Source organism: Bacillus paralicheniformis (genome assembly GCF_001042485.2).
GTDB lineage: Bacteria > Bacillota > Bacilli > Bacillales > Bacillaceae > Bacillus > Bacillus paralicheniformis.
Window position 1 is genome coordinate 69,044 of the sequence record NZ_LBMN02000008.1, and the last position, 16,389, is coordinate 85,432.

The following is a 16,389-nucleotide window of genomic DNA, read 5'->3' on the forward strand; positions in this document are numbered from 1 at the left end:
TACGGTCTTAGGCTGAAAATGTTTCGGATAAAGACTTTCGTTTTTAAAAAAAGGCGAATCCGTAAAAAAGGATCCGCCTTTTGATTATGAATTATATGATTTTTTTTGGCGTCTGTCATTCGAAGAACGCTTTTTATCATAAGATGAACGATTGTTCTTTCCTCTGTAGCCGCCGCCGTCTCTGCGTTTTGATGAACGGGGGTGGTGACTTTTATTTCGCTTCGTTCTGAGCGGAGCCTCTTCCGTCAAACGGACAGGCGTGTTGTCCGGCTCTTTGGTCATCATTTTAATGGCAGCCGCAACAACTGTCACAGAATCATGGTCTTCCAATAATTCCGCTGCAGCCGTCATATAGAAGTTCAGGTTATTTTCCTCGATGATCGTCCGGAGGCGGTCAACCGTCACCTGCTGCTGTCCTTCAATCGCCTCATCTAGAGTCGGTGCTTTCATGCGGTCCATTTTGCGTTTTGTCGTCTGCTCGATGGCGCGGAGCATGTCTTTTTCGCGCGGTGTAATGAAGGTCATCGCCATTCCTGTTTTGCCTGCGCGTCCCGTTCTTCCGATGCGGTGAACATAGCTTTCAGGATCTTGCGGCACATCGAAGTTGTAGACGTGCGTTACCCCTGAAATATCAAGGCCACGCGCCGCAACGTCTGTCGCAACGAGCACTTCAATTGCGCCTTGCTTAAATTTCCGGAGTGCCACCATTCGCTTCGCCTGAGTCAAATCGCCGTGGATTCCTTCAGCTGTATAACCGCGCAGATTAAGCGCTTCTGTTAGTTCATCGACGCGGCGCTTTGTCCGGCCGAATACAATCGCCAGTTCAGGAGACTGGATGTCAAGAAGACGTGTCAGCGTATCAAACTTTTTGCGTTCATGTACTTCAAGGTAGAACTGCTGAATGTTTGATACTGTCATTTCCTTCGCTTTCACTTTCACGTGCTCCGGGTTGGTCATGAAACGTTCTGCAATCCGTTTAATCGGAGCAGGCATTGTTGCAGAAAACAGCAATGTTTGATGCTCAGCGGGCACATTGGAAAGGATGGATTCGATATCTTCGATGAATCCCATGTTCAGCATTTCATCCGCTTCATCAAGCACAACGGTGTTCACTGTTTGAAGACGCATTGTGCGGCGGTTGATATGGTCAAGCAAACGGCCAGGTGTTCCAACGATAATATGAGGATTTTTCTTAAGCGCGCGAATCTGGCGTCCGATATCCTGTCCACCGTAAATCGGCAGCACGCGAGCGCGTTTATCCTGTCCAATTTTATATAGCTCTTCAGAAACTTGAATGGCTAATTCACGAGTAGGTGCGATAACAATGGCTTGAATGTTAGGAGACTCGGGGTTGATTTTCTCAACAAGGGGGATGCCAAATGCAGCCGTTTTTCCTGTTCCCGTTTGCGCTTGTCCGATCACATCTTTATTTGCAAGGCCGAGCGGAATCGTTTGTGCCTGAATCGGTGTTGCCTCTTCAAATCCCATACGCTTGATCGCTTTTGTGAGATCAGAACTTAATTGAAAATCTTGAAACGTTATTGTCAATGTATTCAAACTCCTTCTGCTTACTGTTTCAGTAATCGTGTTTTATCAATAAAAACTGCCCTTTGTGCAAAGGACAGGTCCATACTTATGCAAAGCCCGAATTACTTTACATGTTATATTACCATTCCGTTATACGTTTTTCAACAAGATGAAAATGAGCAGTGTGCTCTCTCGCCGGTTCGGCAGCCATCTATAGACCCGTCCGCGAAACGTCAAGCCCGCCTGGTGACGTCTTTTACACATTGTAACACAGGCTTGTGCGGCTTTCGACAGCATACACTCATTTTTCCCTGCCCGCATCCCCGATTATTTTTTGCAGATTGCCGTTCAATTATTTATTTTTTTATGGATTCAATCGGCGTTTTTTTGAGAAACGCCTCAACGGTTTGAAAGAGGACAGCGGAGTTTTCTTCAAGGCAGACATGGTGCTTGGATTCCGGCAAGAGGCACAGCTCTTTCTCTTCGGAAGGTATGGTTTCATAAAGATAATACGCGCTTGACAGCGGCACGATTGAATCGCATTCCCCCTGAACAATGAGCACAGGGATCTGGAGGTTTTTCAAAGCAGGCTTTGTCATCTTAACGAGCTTGCGAAACTGAAATGCTGAAGACACCGGGGTGCTTGTCAGCTTTTGTTTGTACCTTTTGTAAAGCAGATTATCCTCAAGCTTGCCTTGCAAAGAATCTTTGATCACATTCTTCAAATCCTGGATCAGCTGTCCCGGGCTGATGTACTGGGCAGCCGCGCTCAACAGGACAAGGCGGCTGACCGGATATTTTCCGGCTAAATAGGCGGCAATCATCCCGCCCATTGAAAATCCGATTAAAAATACCGTATCACACGTTTTCAACAAACGGACAAGCTCCACTTCCGCGCAAGCGATCCATTCCTGAAAACAGACGCCTTTTAAAACCGGCATCTCCCCGTGCCCGGGCAGCGTGATCATTTCGACTCGCCAATCGGCCGTTTGTTTTAAATGAGAAGCCAGCGGTTCCAATTCATACGGTGCTCCGGTAAATCCGTGAATGCATAAACATCCTATCATGACCATTCACCCGTTTTCTTTTACTGATGATCACATAAAAAACGACTTTATGATTCAATGTTCCCTTACAAATCTTTTATAACATCCTCAAGACGCATGCCTCTGGACGCTTTGACAAGGATCAGATCCCCTGTATTCGCTTTTTCTTTCAATGTCTTTTTCAAACCGTCTTTGTTTTCCGGGTTGAAATGAAGGACGCGGTGTTCGGGAAAATGTTTAAGCGCCCCTTTTGCAATATATGCACCGAGATCCCCGTACGTAAATAAAAAGTCGATTGAGTCCGGATTGACTGCCTGCCCGATGTCTTCATGAAACGCTTTCTCTCCTTCGCCGAGCTCCAGCATATCGCCGAGAACGAGCATTTTCTTGCCGTATCCCTTCATCTGGTCGACAAGCTCGATCGCCGCTTTCATGGATGTCGGACTTGCATTATAGGCGTCATTAATGATCGCAACGCCGGCCCGTGTCTTTACAAGCTCAAGCCGCATACCGGTCACTTTCAGTTTCGTCAGCCCTTCTGCAATATGAGTCCTGCTGACATTCAGAAGGTCTCCGGCCGCAATCGCAGCTAAAGCGTTTTTCACATTATGCTTTCCGAGCACCGGGATGAAGAACCGGTTTTCGATCCCTCTGACGCGGAATGCCGTGCCCTCTTCCGTCTGCGTCATATCCTCAAGCTGATAGTCGAAAGCCGGATCCTCTCCAAACGTCTTTGTCTCGTAAAGCGGCTGGTTCAGCCTTTCGGCGAGCAGCGGTTCATCTCCGATATAAATGAGTGTGCCCTCTTTTGAAAGCCCATTGACAATTTCGAGCTTTGCCTCTGCAATTCCTTCTCTTGATCCAAGTTCAAGGAGGTGCGATTCGCCGATGTTTGTGATGACGGCGATATCAGGTCGCGCCAGACGTGTCAGAAAATCAATTTCCCCTTTGGCGCTCATCCCCATCTCCAAAATGGCGATTTCCGTATCTTCCGGCATCGCCAGAATCGTCAGGGGCAGGCCGATGTGGTTATTATAGTTTCCTTCTGTCTTATGCACTTTATACTCGGTGCCCAACACAGCATGAATCATGTCTTTTGTCGTCGTTTTCCCATTTGAACCGGTCACGCCGACGATTTTCACGTCCAGCTGATGCCTGTATGCCTTCGCAAGCTTCTGCAGCGCTTCCAGCGTATCGTCAACTAAAATGACCGGCTTCCCTTCCGGAGGATTCGGTTCGCTCCGGTTCCACAGCACGGCTGCGACGCCTTCCTGAAAAGCCTGCTCTGCAAAAACGTGACCATTGAACCGCTCGCCTGCAAGCGGAATAAACAGTTGGTCTTTCGCCAGTTTTCTCGAATCGGTTGAGACGCCTTTGACGAGACGCCCTTCAAAAGCTTCATTCGTCAAAACGCCTTCCGACATTTCAGCAATTTCTTTTACCGTTCTCGTTATCATGTATGTCCCTCTCTTTCTCCAGCAAGGAAAAGAGACACTACCACAAATAAGGATAGTGTCTGCAGCTGTATATAAGGGCGAACCGCTTTCCCCCGGATTCGGTCCGCTCCGTCCCGTTAAAATGTATGTTTGATCTGCTGTTTTTCTTCGTGCCGATCGATTGCCAAAGCGACAAGTTTTTCAATCAGTTCAGCATACTCAACCCCTGATTGCTTCCAGAGAAGCGGGAACATGCTGAACGGTGTGAATCCCGGCATCGTATTGACTTCATTGATCAGGACCCTGCCTTCGTTTGTAAGGAAAAAGTCCGCTCTCACAAGGCCTGAGCCGTCAATCGCCTGAAACGCTTTGACCGCCATGCTGCGCATTGTTTCGTATTCGTCCTCTGTCAGGGAAGCCGGAATAATCAAATCAGTGTCGCCGTCTTCATATTTTGCTTTATAGTCATAAAAATCTTTCTTCGGAGCGATTTCCCCCGCGACTGAGCAGACAGGTTCATCATTCCCCAGAACGCCGAGTTCTATTTCGCGTCCGATGACGCCCTCTTCAACGACAATTTTCCGGTCATATTGAAATGCAAGCTCAAAGGCTTGGTCAAGCTCTTCACGGTTTCTGCATTTGCTGATCCCGACGCTTGATCCAAGGTTAGCCGGTTTTACGAAGCACGGATAACCAAGCTCCGCTTCCACTTGATCATAGCTTTCTTCTTTGGAGTGACTCCAGGTTTTTTTCACAAATGAAACGTATTTCGCCTGGTCAAGCCCTGCCTGTGCAAACAGATGCTTCATGACCACTTTATCCATGCCTGCAGAGGAAGCCAGGACTCCGTTGCCCACATATGGCACATTCAATAGTTCAAGCATGCCTTGAATGGTGCCGTCTTCCCCATTCGGTCCGTGCAAAAGCGGGAAAACAACATCAATCGAGTCTTCTTTTACATCAGCTTCGCCCGGAAACATATCGCGGTTCAGCAATGCCGGAGAAAATGTCTGGCCCGTCTGTTCAAACTGAAGCATTTTCACATTTGAAACCGGTTCTGTCAGTTGCGGCCCTCTCACCCACTCGCCTTTTTCTGTTATATAAATCGGGTGTATATCAAATTTTTCAGTATCTAATGCTTTCGTGACGGCCAGCGCGGTTTGCAGAGAAACGTTATGCTCCGCTGATTTTCCGCCGTATACCAATCCTAATCTTGTCTTCAATTCGTACTCCCCCCACTGGATTCATCTTTACTATCTTATCACTTTCCCGGGAAAATGATCTAATTATTTTAATACGGTCTAAAAACAGCATATAAAAAGCATTTGTATGTAAATCCTTTTCATTTTATATTAAAATGGCATTGAAAAGGAGAGGTTGCAATTGAAAAAAATCACAACAGAAGCACAATTTAATGAACTGATCCAATCCGATAAAGAAATCATCGTCAAATTTTATGCTGACTGGTGCCCGGACTGCACACGCATGAACATGTTCATCGGAGACATTCTTGAGGCTTATCAGGAAAATGACTGGTATGAGCTGAATAAAGACGATCTTCCTGAACTTGCCGATAAGTATCAGGTCATGGGCATTCCAAGCCTGTTGATTTTCAAAAACGGCGAAAAAACGGGTCACCTTCACAGTGCAAATGCCAAAACACCTGAAGAAGTGAACGAGTTCCTGGCTGAACATATTAGCTAATTCGTTTAAAGTTCTGATTTTTTGTCTGAACCGCAGGACATGGGAGCGCCCATGTCCTTTTTATACAAGACGGGACAGCAGCAATATTTGTTTCATAAAAGTGAGCTTTCATTAATAATTCGACACGAGTATTTCCCGGGAAACGAAAATGTCGAAATTTCGCAAAAAGTTCTTGATTCGTTTTTTATATTTTTTATATACGTTTTTGGATAATAATTCATATTTTTCAATTTTTTCTATATTATTTTAAGGATGTCTCTTTACATTCGGTGATACTATTTAGTATAATACCCTTAATTGATAATGATTATCAATATCACTAAAGGTTGACGAGGTGATCACATGGCCCCTCAATTAAAGAAAGCGGTGGAAATGAGAAAGAAACAACTCATTCAGCGGCTTATCCAGCTTGGCATATATAAAAAAGAAGAGCGCCACCTTTACGAATTGTCTTTAAGCGAACTTGAAAGCGAATACCAATCCAACAAGAAAGGCGGATAATCATGTCAAAACGGAAGATTAAAACCTTTCATCAGCTTGTCGAAGAATATAAGAAAGAAATCGCCAAGAACCCGAAAGAAATGGAAGTCATTTATGACAAGATCGACCGCAGACACGAGAACCGCCTTTTGGCAATGTCTAAAGCAAAACAAACTTAAAAAAGAAGCCGCTCATTTTGAACGGCTTCTTTTTTACTATTCACTGAATGCAATGCCAGCAAGCTTGCCGATTGTCGCATCATCCATCGGCGGATTGTGGAGGCCCGCCCGGACATCGCGATAGAATCTTTGGAGCGGGTTCGTTCTCGCCAGGCTCTTCGCTCCGACGACTCTCATCGCCCTGTCTACGACAGCAATGGCCGTATTCGTTACTGTATGTTTAACCGCTCCAAGCTCACCTGTTAAAAAGGCGCGGCGCTCCGGGTCATCATAAAGCTCTGCGACATGATACATAAAGTGGCGGGCTTTCATGAGTTCCAAATCGATTTCGCCGATATGGCGCTGAACAGCAGGCACTTCTTTAATCGGACCTTTCAAGCTGTTCGGCTGATAGTCTTTTGCAAATTGGACGGCATAATCTCTCGCTGCTTGTGCGATACCTAGATAAACAGCCGGTATATGAAGCAGCCAGCCGTTGACTTTATCCATTCTTTTACCTGCCAACAGCTCGACAAGCATGGATTCGTCGAGACGGACATCGGTCAGCACCAGATCGTGGCTTCCCGTACCCCTCATCGCCGCCATATCCCACGTTTCTTCTATTGCCAAGCCTTCCGCATCTTTATGGATCAAGAAAACGCCGATCGTTTGCTTCTCTTCAATCCAAGCGGTGACAAGAAAGTAGTCGAGAACCGGAGACATCGTTGTAAATGTTTTACGTCCGTTTACGATCCAGCCGCCGTTCTTTTTGATCGCATGGGTTCCGGGGCGTCCTCCTCTTGTCGGGCTTCCCGTCTGCGCTTCACTTGCAGCTCTGTTGATCAGCGCACCCTTTAATGCTTCATGTGAAATCGATGAAAACACATGCCGGTCCCAGCTGTTTCCTTCCGCCAGTTCTCCCATCACGCTCAAGTGCCAGCCGATGCTGAGAGCTGTCGGTCCGTCTCCTTTGGCAAGCCGTTCCTGAAACAAAAGCATATCGTAGAGTGAAATGCCTTCTCCCCCGTATTCTTTTCCGACCGTCAGCGCTGTGTAGCCTGAATCCCGCAGCTTTTGAATATGTTCTGCGGGAAATTGGGCATGTTCGTCATAATACGCTGCTGTTTTCTCAAATTCATCCGCCAGTTTCCCGATTTTACCGAGCCATTCCTGCTGCCTTTCCGTTTTCACAAATATTGAACACACACCGGCATCCTCCTGACCAAATTCCGATAGATTTAATAAGTATTATAGTTCGTTCACGGCTTGTTGTGCAAATGATACCCTTGGCAAAACAAAAAAGCGCACCTTCAGCGAGGTGCGCTTTTGACTAAACGGCTTGACCGCCGCGACGGTCAACCTTCATACCGAGATAAATCAGCATGTAGGTTAAGTAGCCCATCGTGATCGTGAGACCGCCGAAGAAGAAATCGGAAAAAAGCGGTTCTTCATATGCGGCGATTCCGGCCAGCACGACCCAGCTTCCATAAAGATACGCCATAAAGAAGCGGACGCCGTTTTTCAATTTATATAACAGAAACAAACCTGCGAGCGAAAAGAGCCCGAGCGCCAGTCTAAAATAGACAAGATGATCGAAATTAAAGGCAAAAGAAACAAATGAAAATGACAACAGCAATACAATCGGCAATGCCGTAATAAATTTTTTCATGGATGTCTCATCCCCCGTTCCCTTATCCTAAAATTATAATTTAGGATAGGAAATTCACACGGTAATTACGACATATTTCACAAAAATGTCATTCCTTTTGTCACACTTTAGACAAAATATTTTATACTTTCATATCGCGTTTACAAAAGGCCCACCACGCCGTTCCGAGAAAAAACACGAGATGGAGAAAGACGATGACGAGTGAAAACAAAGGCGTCATCCCGCTAAAAAGCGGCTTGGCCTCTCCGGCGTATTGCGTTAAATCAGTATTAGCGAACAACAAAAATTTACCGAGCGGTTTTTCCAAATACGACATGATCGTCACAAGCATTTTGGCGCCGTACAGTACGACGATCGACACCATGATGCTGAGCGCGCTGCTTTTAAACAATGCAGAGCATAAAAACGCAAAGGAAACCATCATCCATACTTCAAACCACTGCGTACCGATCATTGTCACCGTATTGATAAAGAGCGGCTCCGCTTTTTCGTCGAGCTTCACGCCGAAAAAGAGCAGACCGAACAATAAAGAAAATCCGTAGTAAATGATAAAGAGCCAAATGCTTGCGAGCACGCTCGTCACGTATTTTGAAACAAGAATTTTTTCTCTTCTGACAGGGCGGATCAGCAAAAATTTGATCGTCTTTTTATCATATTCAAAAGATATAATTGAAGCCGCCACCACAATCGAAAGCCCCTGCAAAAGGATATTCAGGTTTGGGGTGAATGAAAAATAGCCGATAAAATGATCCTCTGTCCCGGCGCTCATCAGGATTCTTTTCGTTATGAGCGCGAGGAGAAATTGAAAGACTGCGATCAGCGCCAGCGATACAAATGTTACTTTTCGCTTCAGCAATTTAACATGCTCGTTTTGAATCAGTTTAAACATCAGTATTCCTCTCTTCCGTTCCATTCGTCCGCGCCATATATTCATCCTCAAGAGACTGCTTAAACGGAGCGATCGAATAGACGTCAATCTCATTGGCGACAAGCTGTTGATTTAAAGCAGGAATTTGCGCTTTCGCCACCTTTACGGCGAGGAGACCTTTTTCGGCGTGGGCTTCGTATCCCTGGTCTTTCAGCCACTGAAGCGCTTTGTCATAGGGCTGTACCTCCAGCATCGCCTTTTCCTGCTTTTCATCCGCATCATTGAGGACGACGGTTGATTTGATTTTCCCTTGTTGAAGGATGACGACCCGATCGCACAAATCTTCCACTTCCTTCAGCAAGTGGGTCGCAAACAGGATCGCCGTTCCTTCTTCTTCGGCAAGCTCACGCAAGTGTTCGCGGAAATCTTTCATTCCCGCCGGGTCCAATCCGTTCGTCGGCTCATCCAAAATCAGCAGCTTCGGCCGGTGAAGAATCGCCTGGGCAATACCGAGGCGCTGTTTCATTCCGAGCGAGTATGTTTTGACCTTGTCTTCTGCGGCATCTTCTAGCCCGACCCTGCTGATCACTTCCGCCAGTCTATCCCGACCGATTCCAGCGTGCATATTTGCATAGTGTTTCAGATTTTCATAGCCTGTCAGATACGGATAAAATTCAGGATTTTCAACGATGGCTCCGACCGACCGGATCGCTTTTTCAAATTGGCGGTCAATCGGAAAGCCGTTTATGACAATTGATCCGCTCTTCATTTTAATTAACCCGGTAATCAATTTAATAAGGGTCGTTTTTCCTGATCCGTTCGGTCCAAGCAGGCCGATGATCTCCCCTTCATCCGCCGTTAAGCGGATATCCTTCAATATTGTTTTGCCGTCTATGATTTTATCAACATTTTCTATATGTAAAACAGGCTGCTTTGTCATAGCCCCCTCCTCTTTCCCAAAAAAATAAACAGTGCCGAAGGCACTGTTTGATTATATCATTTTTGAGTTACACGGACACTTCACTATGAGGGGCTTCGATTTTGCCGTGTTTCTTTTCCGTTTCGGTGACGATGACTGCGCATGCTGCATCACCTGTTGTATTGACAGCCGTACGAATCATGTCCAGAAGTCGGTCAATTCCCAATATTAGCGCAATTCCTTCAACTGGAAGGCCAACTGTTTGAAGAACCATGGCGAGCATAATCAGTCCGACACCCGGAACACCCGCTGTTCCAATGCTGGCAAGCACTGCGGTGAGAACAACCATCAACAGCTGTGTCAGTGACAGGTCATTGCCGTACACCTGAGCGATAAAGACCGTCGCTACCCCTTGCATAATCGCCGTGCCATCCATGTTGATCGTAGCTCCAAGCGGCTGAACAAAGCTTGAGATCGGCTCTGGCACTTTCAGCTTTCTTTGAGCGACATCCATCGAAACCGGAAGCGTCGCGTTGCTGCTTGACGTACTGAAGGCAACAAGCATAACCTCTGAAAAATCTTTAAAGAATGTGAGCGGGTTCCGCTTTGCCAAAAACGCAATCGCTGAGCCGTATGTGACGATGGTGTGGATGAACAGCGCCAGAATGACGACGATCATATAAAGCCCCATTGCTTTAATGGCGTCCCAGCCTTGACTTCCGATTGCCCCGGCAATCAAGCCGAACGTACCGTACGGTGCGAACTTCATGACGAGATTGACGAGATACATCATTAGATCGTTACCTTGTTCAACCACTTTGAGAAGAGCGTCCGCTTTTTTGCCGAGCATCGTAATTCCGAGACCGACCAAAATGGAGAAAGCAATGATTTGCAGCATATTTCCTTCAGCCATTGCCTGAACCGGGTTTGTCGGAATGATATTCAAAAGCGTTTCGGCAATGCTCGGCGCTTTCTCAGCTGAATATTCCGCAGCGCTTGTATCATATGTTCCGATGGTTCCCGGTTTGATGACCAACGCTAAAATAAGTCCGATAATAATGGCAATTGCCGTTGTAACTAAAAAGAAAGAAATCGTTTTGGCACCGATTCTGCCCAGTTTCTTTGGATCTCCAAGTCCTGCTACCCCTAAAGTGAGAGAAAAGAAAACAATCGGTACAACGAGCATTTTAATTAAGTTGAGGAAGATCGTGCCGAGCGGCCCGAATAAAAATGTATTAAGCTTGCTAAATAAATCCGGCGAAGTGACGTTCAGTATAATACCGACGACTGCACCGAGTAATAGAGCGATAATAATTTTTGTTGCTAACTTCATATAACATATCTCCCCTTTCCAAAAAAAGCCCATGAGAGATCTCCCATGGGCTTTTACCATTAAAATTGGTTCCACATGACTCTCTTCACGTTGATGAGGTTAGCTGACGGGTTCGGACGAAGAGATGTCCGTCTTTCAGTTCGCACGGGAACAGAAAAATTCACCCCAAATGATCGGGTCCCCCACTCCTACTAAAGGATTAAACGTGTGGCGCTATTTCGTTATATAACAGTTATACCTGAAAATTCGAAATATGTAAACCAAATTTTCTGATTTACAAATATATGCTATTTTCGGGTGCCCGCTGTTCGGCTTTTCTCTTGACTTGTGACATCAAGGATATCAAGCAGGAAAACAAATATCGGAATACCGATAATTAAACCCCAAATCCCTATGAAATGTTCAGAAAAAATCAGCACGATAAACGTGAAGAAAATCGGCAGCTCCGTCTTGGCGGACATCAGTTTCGGATTGAGGAAATAGGCCTCTATCGCATGGACGATCATGATGACCAATACCAGTGATACGATATAAGCGATTCCGCCGATACTGTAGGCGATAATGCTTAACGGAATAAGGGAGAGCACAACGCCTGCGACCGGAACCAGCCCGAGGAAAAACACCATGACAGCAAGGCCGAATAGCTGAGGAAAACCCATAATCGCGAGGGCAATGGTCGTCAATGCGCAATTGATGGAGGCGATAATAAACTGAGCCTCAAGCACCTTTCCGAACGTTCTCGTGAATTTTTTACCAAAGTAAGCAATTTCCTCGTAGAAAATGGCTATTTTGCTCGTCTTAAATTTATCCATTAAGCTCAAGACCTTGTCTTTTTCGATCAATAAGAACATGCTGAGAACCAATGACATAACCACCTGCAGGCCAAACGCGCTAATATCTGTGATATATGTATAGATAAAGTTAAGACCTTTTTCCAAATAGGATGTCAAATTGATATCGCCGAACATACCGGTGATCATATCGAGAAAAGGAATGCTGTCAGGGTGAGAAGCAATATACTTTCCTTGTTTGATCAGCTGCTGAATCTGGGTGACGATCACGGGGTAATAGACCACACCGCCGATCGAAAGCGCGATGGCAAGAGCCGCATACAAACAGGAAATAATCAGTCTCTGGCTGACTTTAATAAAGCGGTTTAAAAAACCGCGGATCACATTTTCCAGACGGTTCATCAAAAACGTAAAGATAAATGTGAGCAATATGAGATTCATCATGCTGCGGAACAGATATAAAACTCCCGCCAATACAACAAAAACTGAAAAACGCCTGACCCCAGGATGCTGAAAAAATTTAATCAACGCTGCCATTCGGTACACTCCCACCAGTACTTTAGTCCTTAACTTTTAGCATTCAAACTTTTATAATTACAATTTGATGCATCATCTGTAAATTATATAACAAAACAGACCGGAAATCTCTTCAGAAGATCAATAATTAATAATATTTTAATATGAGCGCTCGTGCGGTAGCGGCAGGCATCTTCCATAAAAAAGGAGGGGCTGATGTTCAGCCCCTCCAGATTATTGACAAAATCCTTTCAGCGTGACCCTCAACCCTTGCAGTCTAGGAAGGCCGAGCATTGGGGCGGAGCGAATGTTGCAATTCGTGAGCACCGACGCGCAGGCCTGACAACGAATGCGAGGGTTTGTCGACACGCTGAGAGGGACTGTTTGTCAGCCCCTCTCTTCACCGTACATTAACCGCTTCTTCTTTGGCGTCCGCCTTTTTCACCGTTTTCTTGATAGAACTCCTTGTCATGGTTTCGGCTTGTGGCTTCTCCGCCTTTTTGACCGATCTCCTGGTAGAATTCTTTGTCATGGTTTTTGCTTGTGGCTTCTCCGCCCTTTTCACCGATTTCCTGGTAGAATTCTTTGTCATGATTACGGCTTGTGGCTTCTCCGCCTTTTTCACCGATTTCCTGGTAGAATTCTTTGTCATGATTACGGCTTGTGGCTTCCCCGCCTTTTTCGCCGATTTCCTGGTAGAATTCTTTGTCATGATTTTTGCTTGTGGCTTCTCCGCCTTTTTGACCGATCTCTTGGTAGAATTCTTTATCATGGTTTTGGCTTGTTTTTTCTCCGCCTTTTCTGCCTGCTTCTTCCCTGCTCATTTTGTTGTTGTCATTATTGTTTGCCATTTTCGATTCCTCCTTTTGAAGTGTTATGGTTTTTACATTCCACATTTCAAAAAGCGTAAACACAAATAGCACATTCACGAAAGAGTCCGGGAATCATGCAATCATCCGCTGCCTTTTACCGTCCATTCCGGTACCGGAGCCGGCGTATTGTTCTGCAGCGTCTTAGATATCTCGGCAGGCTCTTCAAACAGGGTAATGTTGATGGATTCGAACGTACCTTTCTGATTCGTTCTTTCATATATTGCATCATGATGATCGGCCATAAAGTTCAAATAATCGCGCTTTGATTTCCAAAGCACCAGGACGACGGCTTCCGGCCCGTTTTCTGTTTCCATCCATCCACCCCACTGTCTGATGAATCCGCTGACGTTTTGCAGCGGAGCCCATTTGGCCTGCGCCTCGCTGAATGCATGAAGCTGTTGTCCGGCTGGTTTGCACCGTATCAGCTTCAGCACATTCCCTTCCGCGAACGGGACGGTTTCCGCATTAGTTTTTTCTATACAAAGGTTAACCGACCTTACATCAGCGCGCGTCCGGTGAATGACGCCTTTCGGAATCAGCAGGGAATCGTTCGCTTTCAGGACTTCTGTGGGACGGTCCTGAAAGTCGATCAACAGCTCTCCTTCCAAAACAATAAACAGCTCATCTGAGCCGGGATGGAAATGCCATACGTATTCGCCCTCCAAAACAGCAATTCGCATACAATGGTCGTTCACTTCCGAAACGGAAAAATTGGCATGCTTTTCTGTGACTTCCTTTGTCAATTCAAGAAGACTCGTTTTGCGATCCATCAGCTTCACTCCTCTTTCATTTGATTTTCTCCCGAACTTATTTTACCATTTGACTTTTGAGCGTTCGCCTTTTAAAGTGTTGGATATTGGTGAAAAAACGGTTTGAACCTATAGAAGAGGTGTACATCATGCAAAATCAAAACGGAAAAGCTTCAGGGCTTTTGCCGCTGTTTTTATTTGTTTGTTTATTCGTTGGATCAGGCTTGATCACAGGCGATTTTTACAGCCTGCCAATCGTGGCCGCGGCGCTTGCGGCATCGGTTGTCTCACTGGCGATGAACCGTAAGGAGAAGCTCAGCCAAAAGACGGAGTGGTTTGCGAAAGGCGCTGGACACCCCGATATTATGATCATGGTGATGATCTTTATTTTGGCCGGCGCGTTTTCATCAGCCGCAAAGGCGATGGGGGCCGTTGAATCAACCGTTAATCTTGCGCTTTCGTTTGTACCGGGGCAGTTTATGGTTGCCGGTTTATTTATCATCGCTGCGTTTATCTCTGTGTCGATGGGCACGTCAACCGGAACGATTGCTGCGCTCGCTCCGATCGCAGCAGGGATCAGCGCCGAAATCGGCGTTCCGGCGGCCTATTCGGTTGCTGCGGTTGTGGGGGGCGCGATGTTCGGTGATAACTTATCATTTATTTCCGATACGACCATTGCCGCTGTCCGCACACAAAAGACGAAAATGTCGGACAAGTTTAAAACGAATTTCCTGATCGTCCTGCCTGCCGCGGTTGCCACGGTCATCCTGCTGATGGTGTTTTCAGCCGGAGGGCATCCTGCCGCACAAGCCGGGACTTACAGCTGGGTGAAGGTGCTGCCGTATCTCGGGGTTCTGATATTCGCCCTTCTCGGATTTAATGTTATGGCCGTTATTTTCGGCGGCATCGTGTTAGCCGGAGTAATCGGTATTTCCGACGGCAGCCTGACGCTTCATACGTATTTAACCGCGATCACCGAAGGCATCGGCGGGATGTCCGAACTGATCATTTTATCGCTTCTGATTGGCGGAATGGCGGAAATGATGAAGCGAAACGGCGGGATCGCATTTCTCCTTCAATTTGTATCGCGGAGAATCCGTTCAAAAAAAGGAGCGGAAGCGGGCATTGCCGGCCTTGTCAGCGCGGCAAACCTGGCGACGGCCAACAATACGATTGCCATCATTACAGCGGGGCCGCTGGCAAAAGATTTATCCGACCGGTACGGAATCGACAATAGGAAATCGGCGAGCATCCTCGATATCTTTTCCTGTGTGATACAAGGATTGATTCCTTACGGCGCGCAAATGCTGTCAGCTGCACAAATCGCGAAAATATCGCCTGTCAGCATTCTTCCTTATTCTTTTTATCCGATTTTGATCGGCGTCTGCGGCATATGCGCGATTATCTTCAGACTGCCTCGCTTTACGGAAAAAGCGTAACTCTATGAAAAAGGCTGCCGTTATCGAAACGGCAGCCTTTTTATCACTCTGTTTCTGCGGCGTCCAGCTCCGCAAGCCTTTCCATGATCCTCCGCTTTTTATACATCATCATTCCTGTTTCGGCAACGCCGTTCACCATTGAACGGTTTGAGATTGCGCCAAAGAGGATGCCTGCGACGGGCACCATTTGAAACAGCTTTTTCCATCCGAAAGAATCGCGGTATGTATAAACAACCTCCCGCCAGCCTTGAATTTGCGAAATCATATTTTCCCGTGAGCCTGAATGTAGATGGTATCGGCTGAGTTCCTGAATGATCACCCTTTTCCCGACAATATCAGCGGCGCTGAGCTGCAGGCATTTAATAATGAACATCCGCTCCGTTTTTTCTTTAGGATCGTAGCCGTAAGACACCGCGATGTCCTGTAATGTCTTCAATGAAAGGCCGAGGATGGCGGGAATATCGACGGCAAGCGTGAATAAGCCGCCGACACCTGTTGTCGCTCCTTGGACAGCCGCGGTATTCGCCCTGTTTTTTCCGAGGTTTTCACACATTTGATCCATCACTTCCAAAGGAGCCCTTTGAATATCTTCGACCGTTTCGATCGTTTCATCCGGGAACTTTTTTTGAAACTGGCGGATCAGATGTTTTTCGGACGTTAAATATTGGCCGCCGTTTTGAATAAAGCCGCCGATTTCGTCGAGCAAGAGACCGATTTTATCTTGAATGAATGCCGGTGTAAGCTTGTCCAGAACCTTGAACGGCAGCCGCCCGATCCTTTCCCAAAACCACGCTTTCTGCTGCTCTTTTTCCCATTTTTCAATTTTTTTCAGTTCGTTTTCCAAATCTGTTTTATCGTTGCGCACAGAAGGTTCGCCCTCTC

The 16,389-nt window shown here is 46.4% G+C and carries 17 protein-coding genes, 1 pseudogene and 1 riboswitch; of the genes and pseudogenes, 4 read left to right on the forward strand and 14 right to left on the reverse strand.

Annotation, left to right across the window (positions count from 1 at the left end; all coding sequences use genetic code 11):
• Nucleotides 1-84 precede the first annotated feature (84 nt).
• The 4 genes from cshA to ACH97_RS07110 form a co-directional block, all read right to left on the reverse strand.
• Nucleotides 85-1,548 (reverse strand): degradosome RNA helicase CshA, encoded by a 1,464-nt coding sequence (gene cshA / locus ACH97_RS07095; protein ID WP_023857870.1) that lies wholly within the window; start codon nucleotides 1,546-1,548, stop codon nucleotides 85-87.
• 335 nt (nucleotides 1,549-1,883) lie between these two features.
• Nucleotides 1,884-2,594 carry an alpha/beta hydrolase gene (locus ACH97_RS07100; RefSeq protein ID WP_035339229.1) on the reverse strand — a complete coding sequence of 237 codons (711 nt, stop codon included), beginning with the start codon at nucleotides 2,592-2,594 and terminating at the stop codon, nucleotides 1,884-1,886.
• 65 nt (nucleotides 2,595-2,659) lie between these two features.
• Nucleotides 2,660-4,030, reverse strand: coding sequence for a UDP-N-acetylmuramoyl-tripeptide--D-alanyl-D-alanine ligase (locus tag ACH97_RS07105; RefSeq protein ID WP_035337161.1), 1,371 nt, complete (start codon nucleotides 4,028-4,030; stop codon nucleotides 2,660-2,662).
• Nucleotides 4,031-4,146: 116 nt separating this feature from the next.
• Nucleotides 4,147-5,232, reverse strand: a complete 1,086-nt coding sequence (locus ACH97_RS07110; protein WP_023857873.1) for a D-alanine--D-alanine ligase — start codon at nucleotides 5,230-5,232, stop codon at nucleotides 4,147-4,149.
• A gap of 160 nt (nucleotides 5,233-5,392) precedes the next feature.
• On the opposite strand from ACH97_RS07110, the gene ACH97_RS07115 reads away from it, so the two are divergent.
• From ACH97_RS07115 to fbpB, 3 genes are all read left to right on the forward strand, one after another.
• Nucleotides 5,393-5,713 (forward strand): thioredoxin family protein, encoded by a 321-nt coding sequence (locus tag ACH97_RS07115; protein WP_003179104.1) that lies wholly within the window; start codon nucleotides 5,393-5,395, stop codon nucleotides 5,711-5,713.
• 342 nt (nucleotides 5,714-6,055) lie between these two features.
• Entirely contained in the window at nucleotides 6,056-6,214 is a 159-nt protein-coding gene (gene fbpA, locus ACH97_RS07120; RefSeq protein WP_023857875.1) for a Fur-regulated basic protein FbpA, read from the forward strand.
• Between the two features lie 2 nt (nucleotides 6,215-6,216).
• Complete coding sequence (fbpB, locus tag ACH97_RS07125) at nucleotides 6,217-6,372, forward strand: Fur-regulated basic protein FbpB (RefSeq protein WP_023857876.1); 156 nt, start codon at nucleotides 6,217-6,219, stop codon at nucleotides 6,370-6,372.
• Between the two features lie 36 nt (nucleotides 6,373-6,408).
• On the opposite strand, the gene ACH97_RS07130 is transcribed toward fbpB, so the two are convergent.
• From ACH97_RS07130 to ACH97_RS24345, 9 genes and pseudogenes are all read right to left on the reverse strand, one after another.
• Nucleotides 6,409-7,557 (reverse strand): acyl-CoA dehydrogenase family protein, encoded by a 1,149-nt coding sequence (locus tag ACH97_RS07130; protein WP_035337163.1) that lies wholly within the window; start codon nucleotides 7,555-7,557, stop codon nucleotides 6,409-6,411.
• A 124-nt stretch (nucleotides 7,558-7,681) separates the two neighbouring features.
• Complete coding sequence (locus ACH97_RS07135; RefSeq protein WP_023857878.1) at nucleotides 7,682-8,020, reverse strand: hypothetical protein; 339 nt, start codon at nucleotides 8,018-8,020, stop codon at nucleotides 7,682-7,684.
• A 121-nt stretch (nucleotides 8,021-8,141) separates the two neighbouring features.
• A complete protein-coding gene (locus tag ACH97_RS07140) occupies nucleotides 8,142-8,909 on the reverse strand; it encodes an ABC transporter permease (RefSeq protein WP_023857879.1) in 768 nt (255 codons plus the stop codon).
• A complete protein-coding gene (locus ACH97_RS07145) occupies nucleotides 8,902-9,828 on the reverse strand; it encodes an ABC transporter ATP-binding protein (RefSeq protein WP_026580582.1) in 927 nt (308 codons plus the stop codon). Before ACH97_RS07145 ends, ACH97_RS07140 begins: the two co-directional genes overlap by 8 nt.
• Before the next feature lie 67 nt (nucleotides 9,829-9,895).
• Nucleotides 9,896-11,140, reverse strand: a complete 1,245-nt coding sequence (locus ACH97_RS07150; protein WP_048349935.1) for a dicarboxylate/amino acid:cation symporter — start codon at nucleotides 11,138-11,140, stop codon at nucleotides 9,896-9,898.
• A gap of 74 nt (nucleotides 11,141-11,214) precedes the next feature.
• A riboswitch (cyclic di-AMP (ydaO/yuaA leader) is annotated at nucleotides 11,215-11,356 on the reverse strand.
• Between the two features lie 71 nt (nucleotides 11,357-11,427).
• The gene (locus ACH97_RS07155; RefSeq protein WP_023857882.1) at nucleotides 11,428-12,468 is read right to left on the reverse strand and encodes an AI-2E family transporter; all 1,041 of its coding nucleotides are present in this window, start codon (nucleotides 12,466-12,468) and stop codon (nucleotides 11,428-11,430) included.
• 389 nt (nucleotides 12,469-12,857) lie between these two features.
• Complete coding sequence (gene gsiB / locus ACH97_RS07165; protein ID WP_023857883.1) at nucleotides 12,858-13,298, reverse strand: glucose starvation-inducible protein GsiB; 441 nt, start codon at nucleotides 13,296-13,298, stop codon at nucleotides 12,858-12,860.
• Nucleotides 13,299-13,399: 101 nt separating this feature from the next.
• Complete coding sequence (locus ACH97_RS24340; protein WP_308438569.1) at nucleotides 13,400-13,753, reverse strand: YdbC family protein; 354 nt, start codon at nucleotides 13,751-13,753, stop codon at nucleotides 13,400-13,402.
• 6 nt (nucleotides 13,754-13,759) lie between these two features.
• Nucleotides 13,760-14,089, reverse strand: a pseudogene (locus ACH97_RS24345) (cupin domain-containing protein); the annotation flags it as partial.
• 128 nt (nucleotides 14,090-14,217) lie between these two features.
• Here ACH97_RS24345 and ACH97_RS07175 point away from each other — a divergent pair.
• Complete coding sequence (locus tag ACH97_RS07175) at nucleotides 14,218-15,507, forward strand: Na+/H+ antiporter NhaC family protein (RefSeq protein WP_048350629.1); 1,290 nt, start codon at nucleotides 14,218-14,220, stop codon at nucleotides 15,505-15,507.
• A 43-nt stretch (nucleotides 15,508-15,550) separates the two neighbouring features.
• On the opposite strand, the gene ACH97_RS07180 is transcribed toward ACH97_RS07175, so the two are convergent.
• Entirely contained in the window at nucleotides 15,551-16,372 is an 822-nt protein-coding gene (locus ACH97_RS07180) for an EcsC family protein (RefSeq protein WP_048350628.1), read from the reverse strand.
• Between the last annotated feature and the right edge of the window lie 17 nt (nucleotides 16,373-16,389).

Bases quoted from the DNA above. Each gene is read 5' to 3' on its own strand.
- ACH97_RS07175 (WP_048350629.1), top strand. From the start codon at position 14,218: ATGCAAAATCAAAACGGAAAAGCTTCAGGGCTTTTGCCGCTGTTTTTA.
- ACH97_RS07145 (WP_026580582.1), bottom strand. From the start codon at position 9,828: ATGACAAAGCAGCCTGTTTTACATATAGAAAATGTTGATAAAATCATA.
- ACH97_RS07150 (WP_048349935.1), bottom strand. From the start codon at position 11,140: ATGAAGTTAGCAACAAAAATTATTATCGCTCTATTACTCGGTGCAGTC.
- fbpB (WP_023857876.1), top strand. From the start codon at position 6,217: ATGTCAAAACGGAAGATTAAAACCTTTCATCAGCTTGTCGAAGAATAT.
- ACH97_RS07135 (WP_023857878.1), bottom strand. From the start codon at position 8,020: ATGAAAAAATTTATTACGGCATTGCCGATTGTATTGCTGTTGTCATTT.
- fbpA (WP_023857875.1), top strand. From the start codon at position 6,056: ATGGCCCCTCAATTAAAGAAAGCGGTGGAAATGAGAAAGAAACAACTC.
- ACH97_RS07140 (WP_023857879.1), bottom strand. From the start codon at position 8,909: ATGTTTAAACTGATTCAAAACGAGCATGTTAAATTGCTGAAGCGAAAA.
- gsiB (WP_023857883.1), bottom strand. From the start codon at position 13,298: ATGGCAAACAATAATGACAACAACAAAATGAGCAGGGAAGAAGCAGGC.
- ACH97_RS07155 (WP_023857882.1), bottom strand. From the start codon at position 12,468: ATGGCAGCGTTGATTAAATTTTTTCAGCATCCTGGGGTCAGGCGTTTT.
- ACH97_RS07100 (WP_035339229.1), bottom strand. From the start codon at position 2,594: ATGATAGGATGTTTATGCATTCACGGATTTACCGGAGCACCGTATGAA.
- ACH97_RS07105 (WP_035337161.1), bottom strand. From the start codon at position 4,030: ATGATAACGAGAACGGTAAAAGAAATTGCTGAAATGTCGGAAGGCGTT.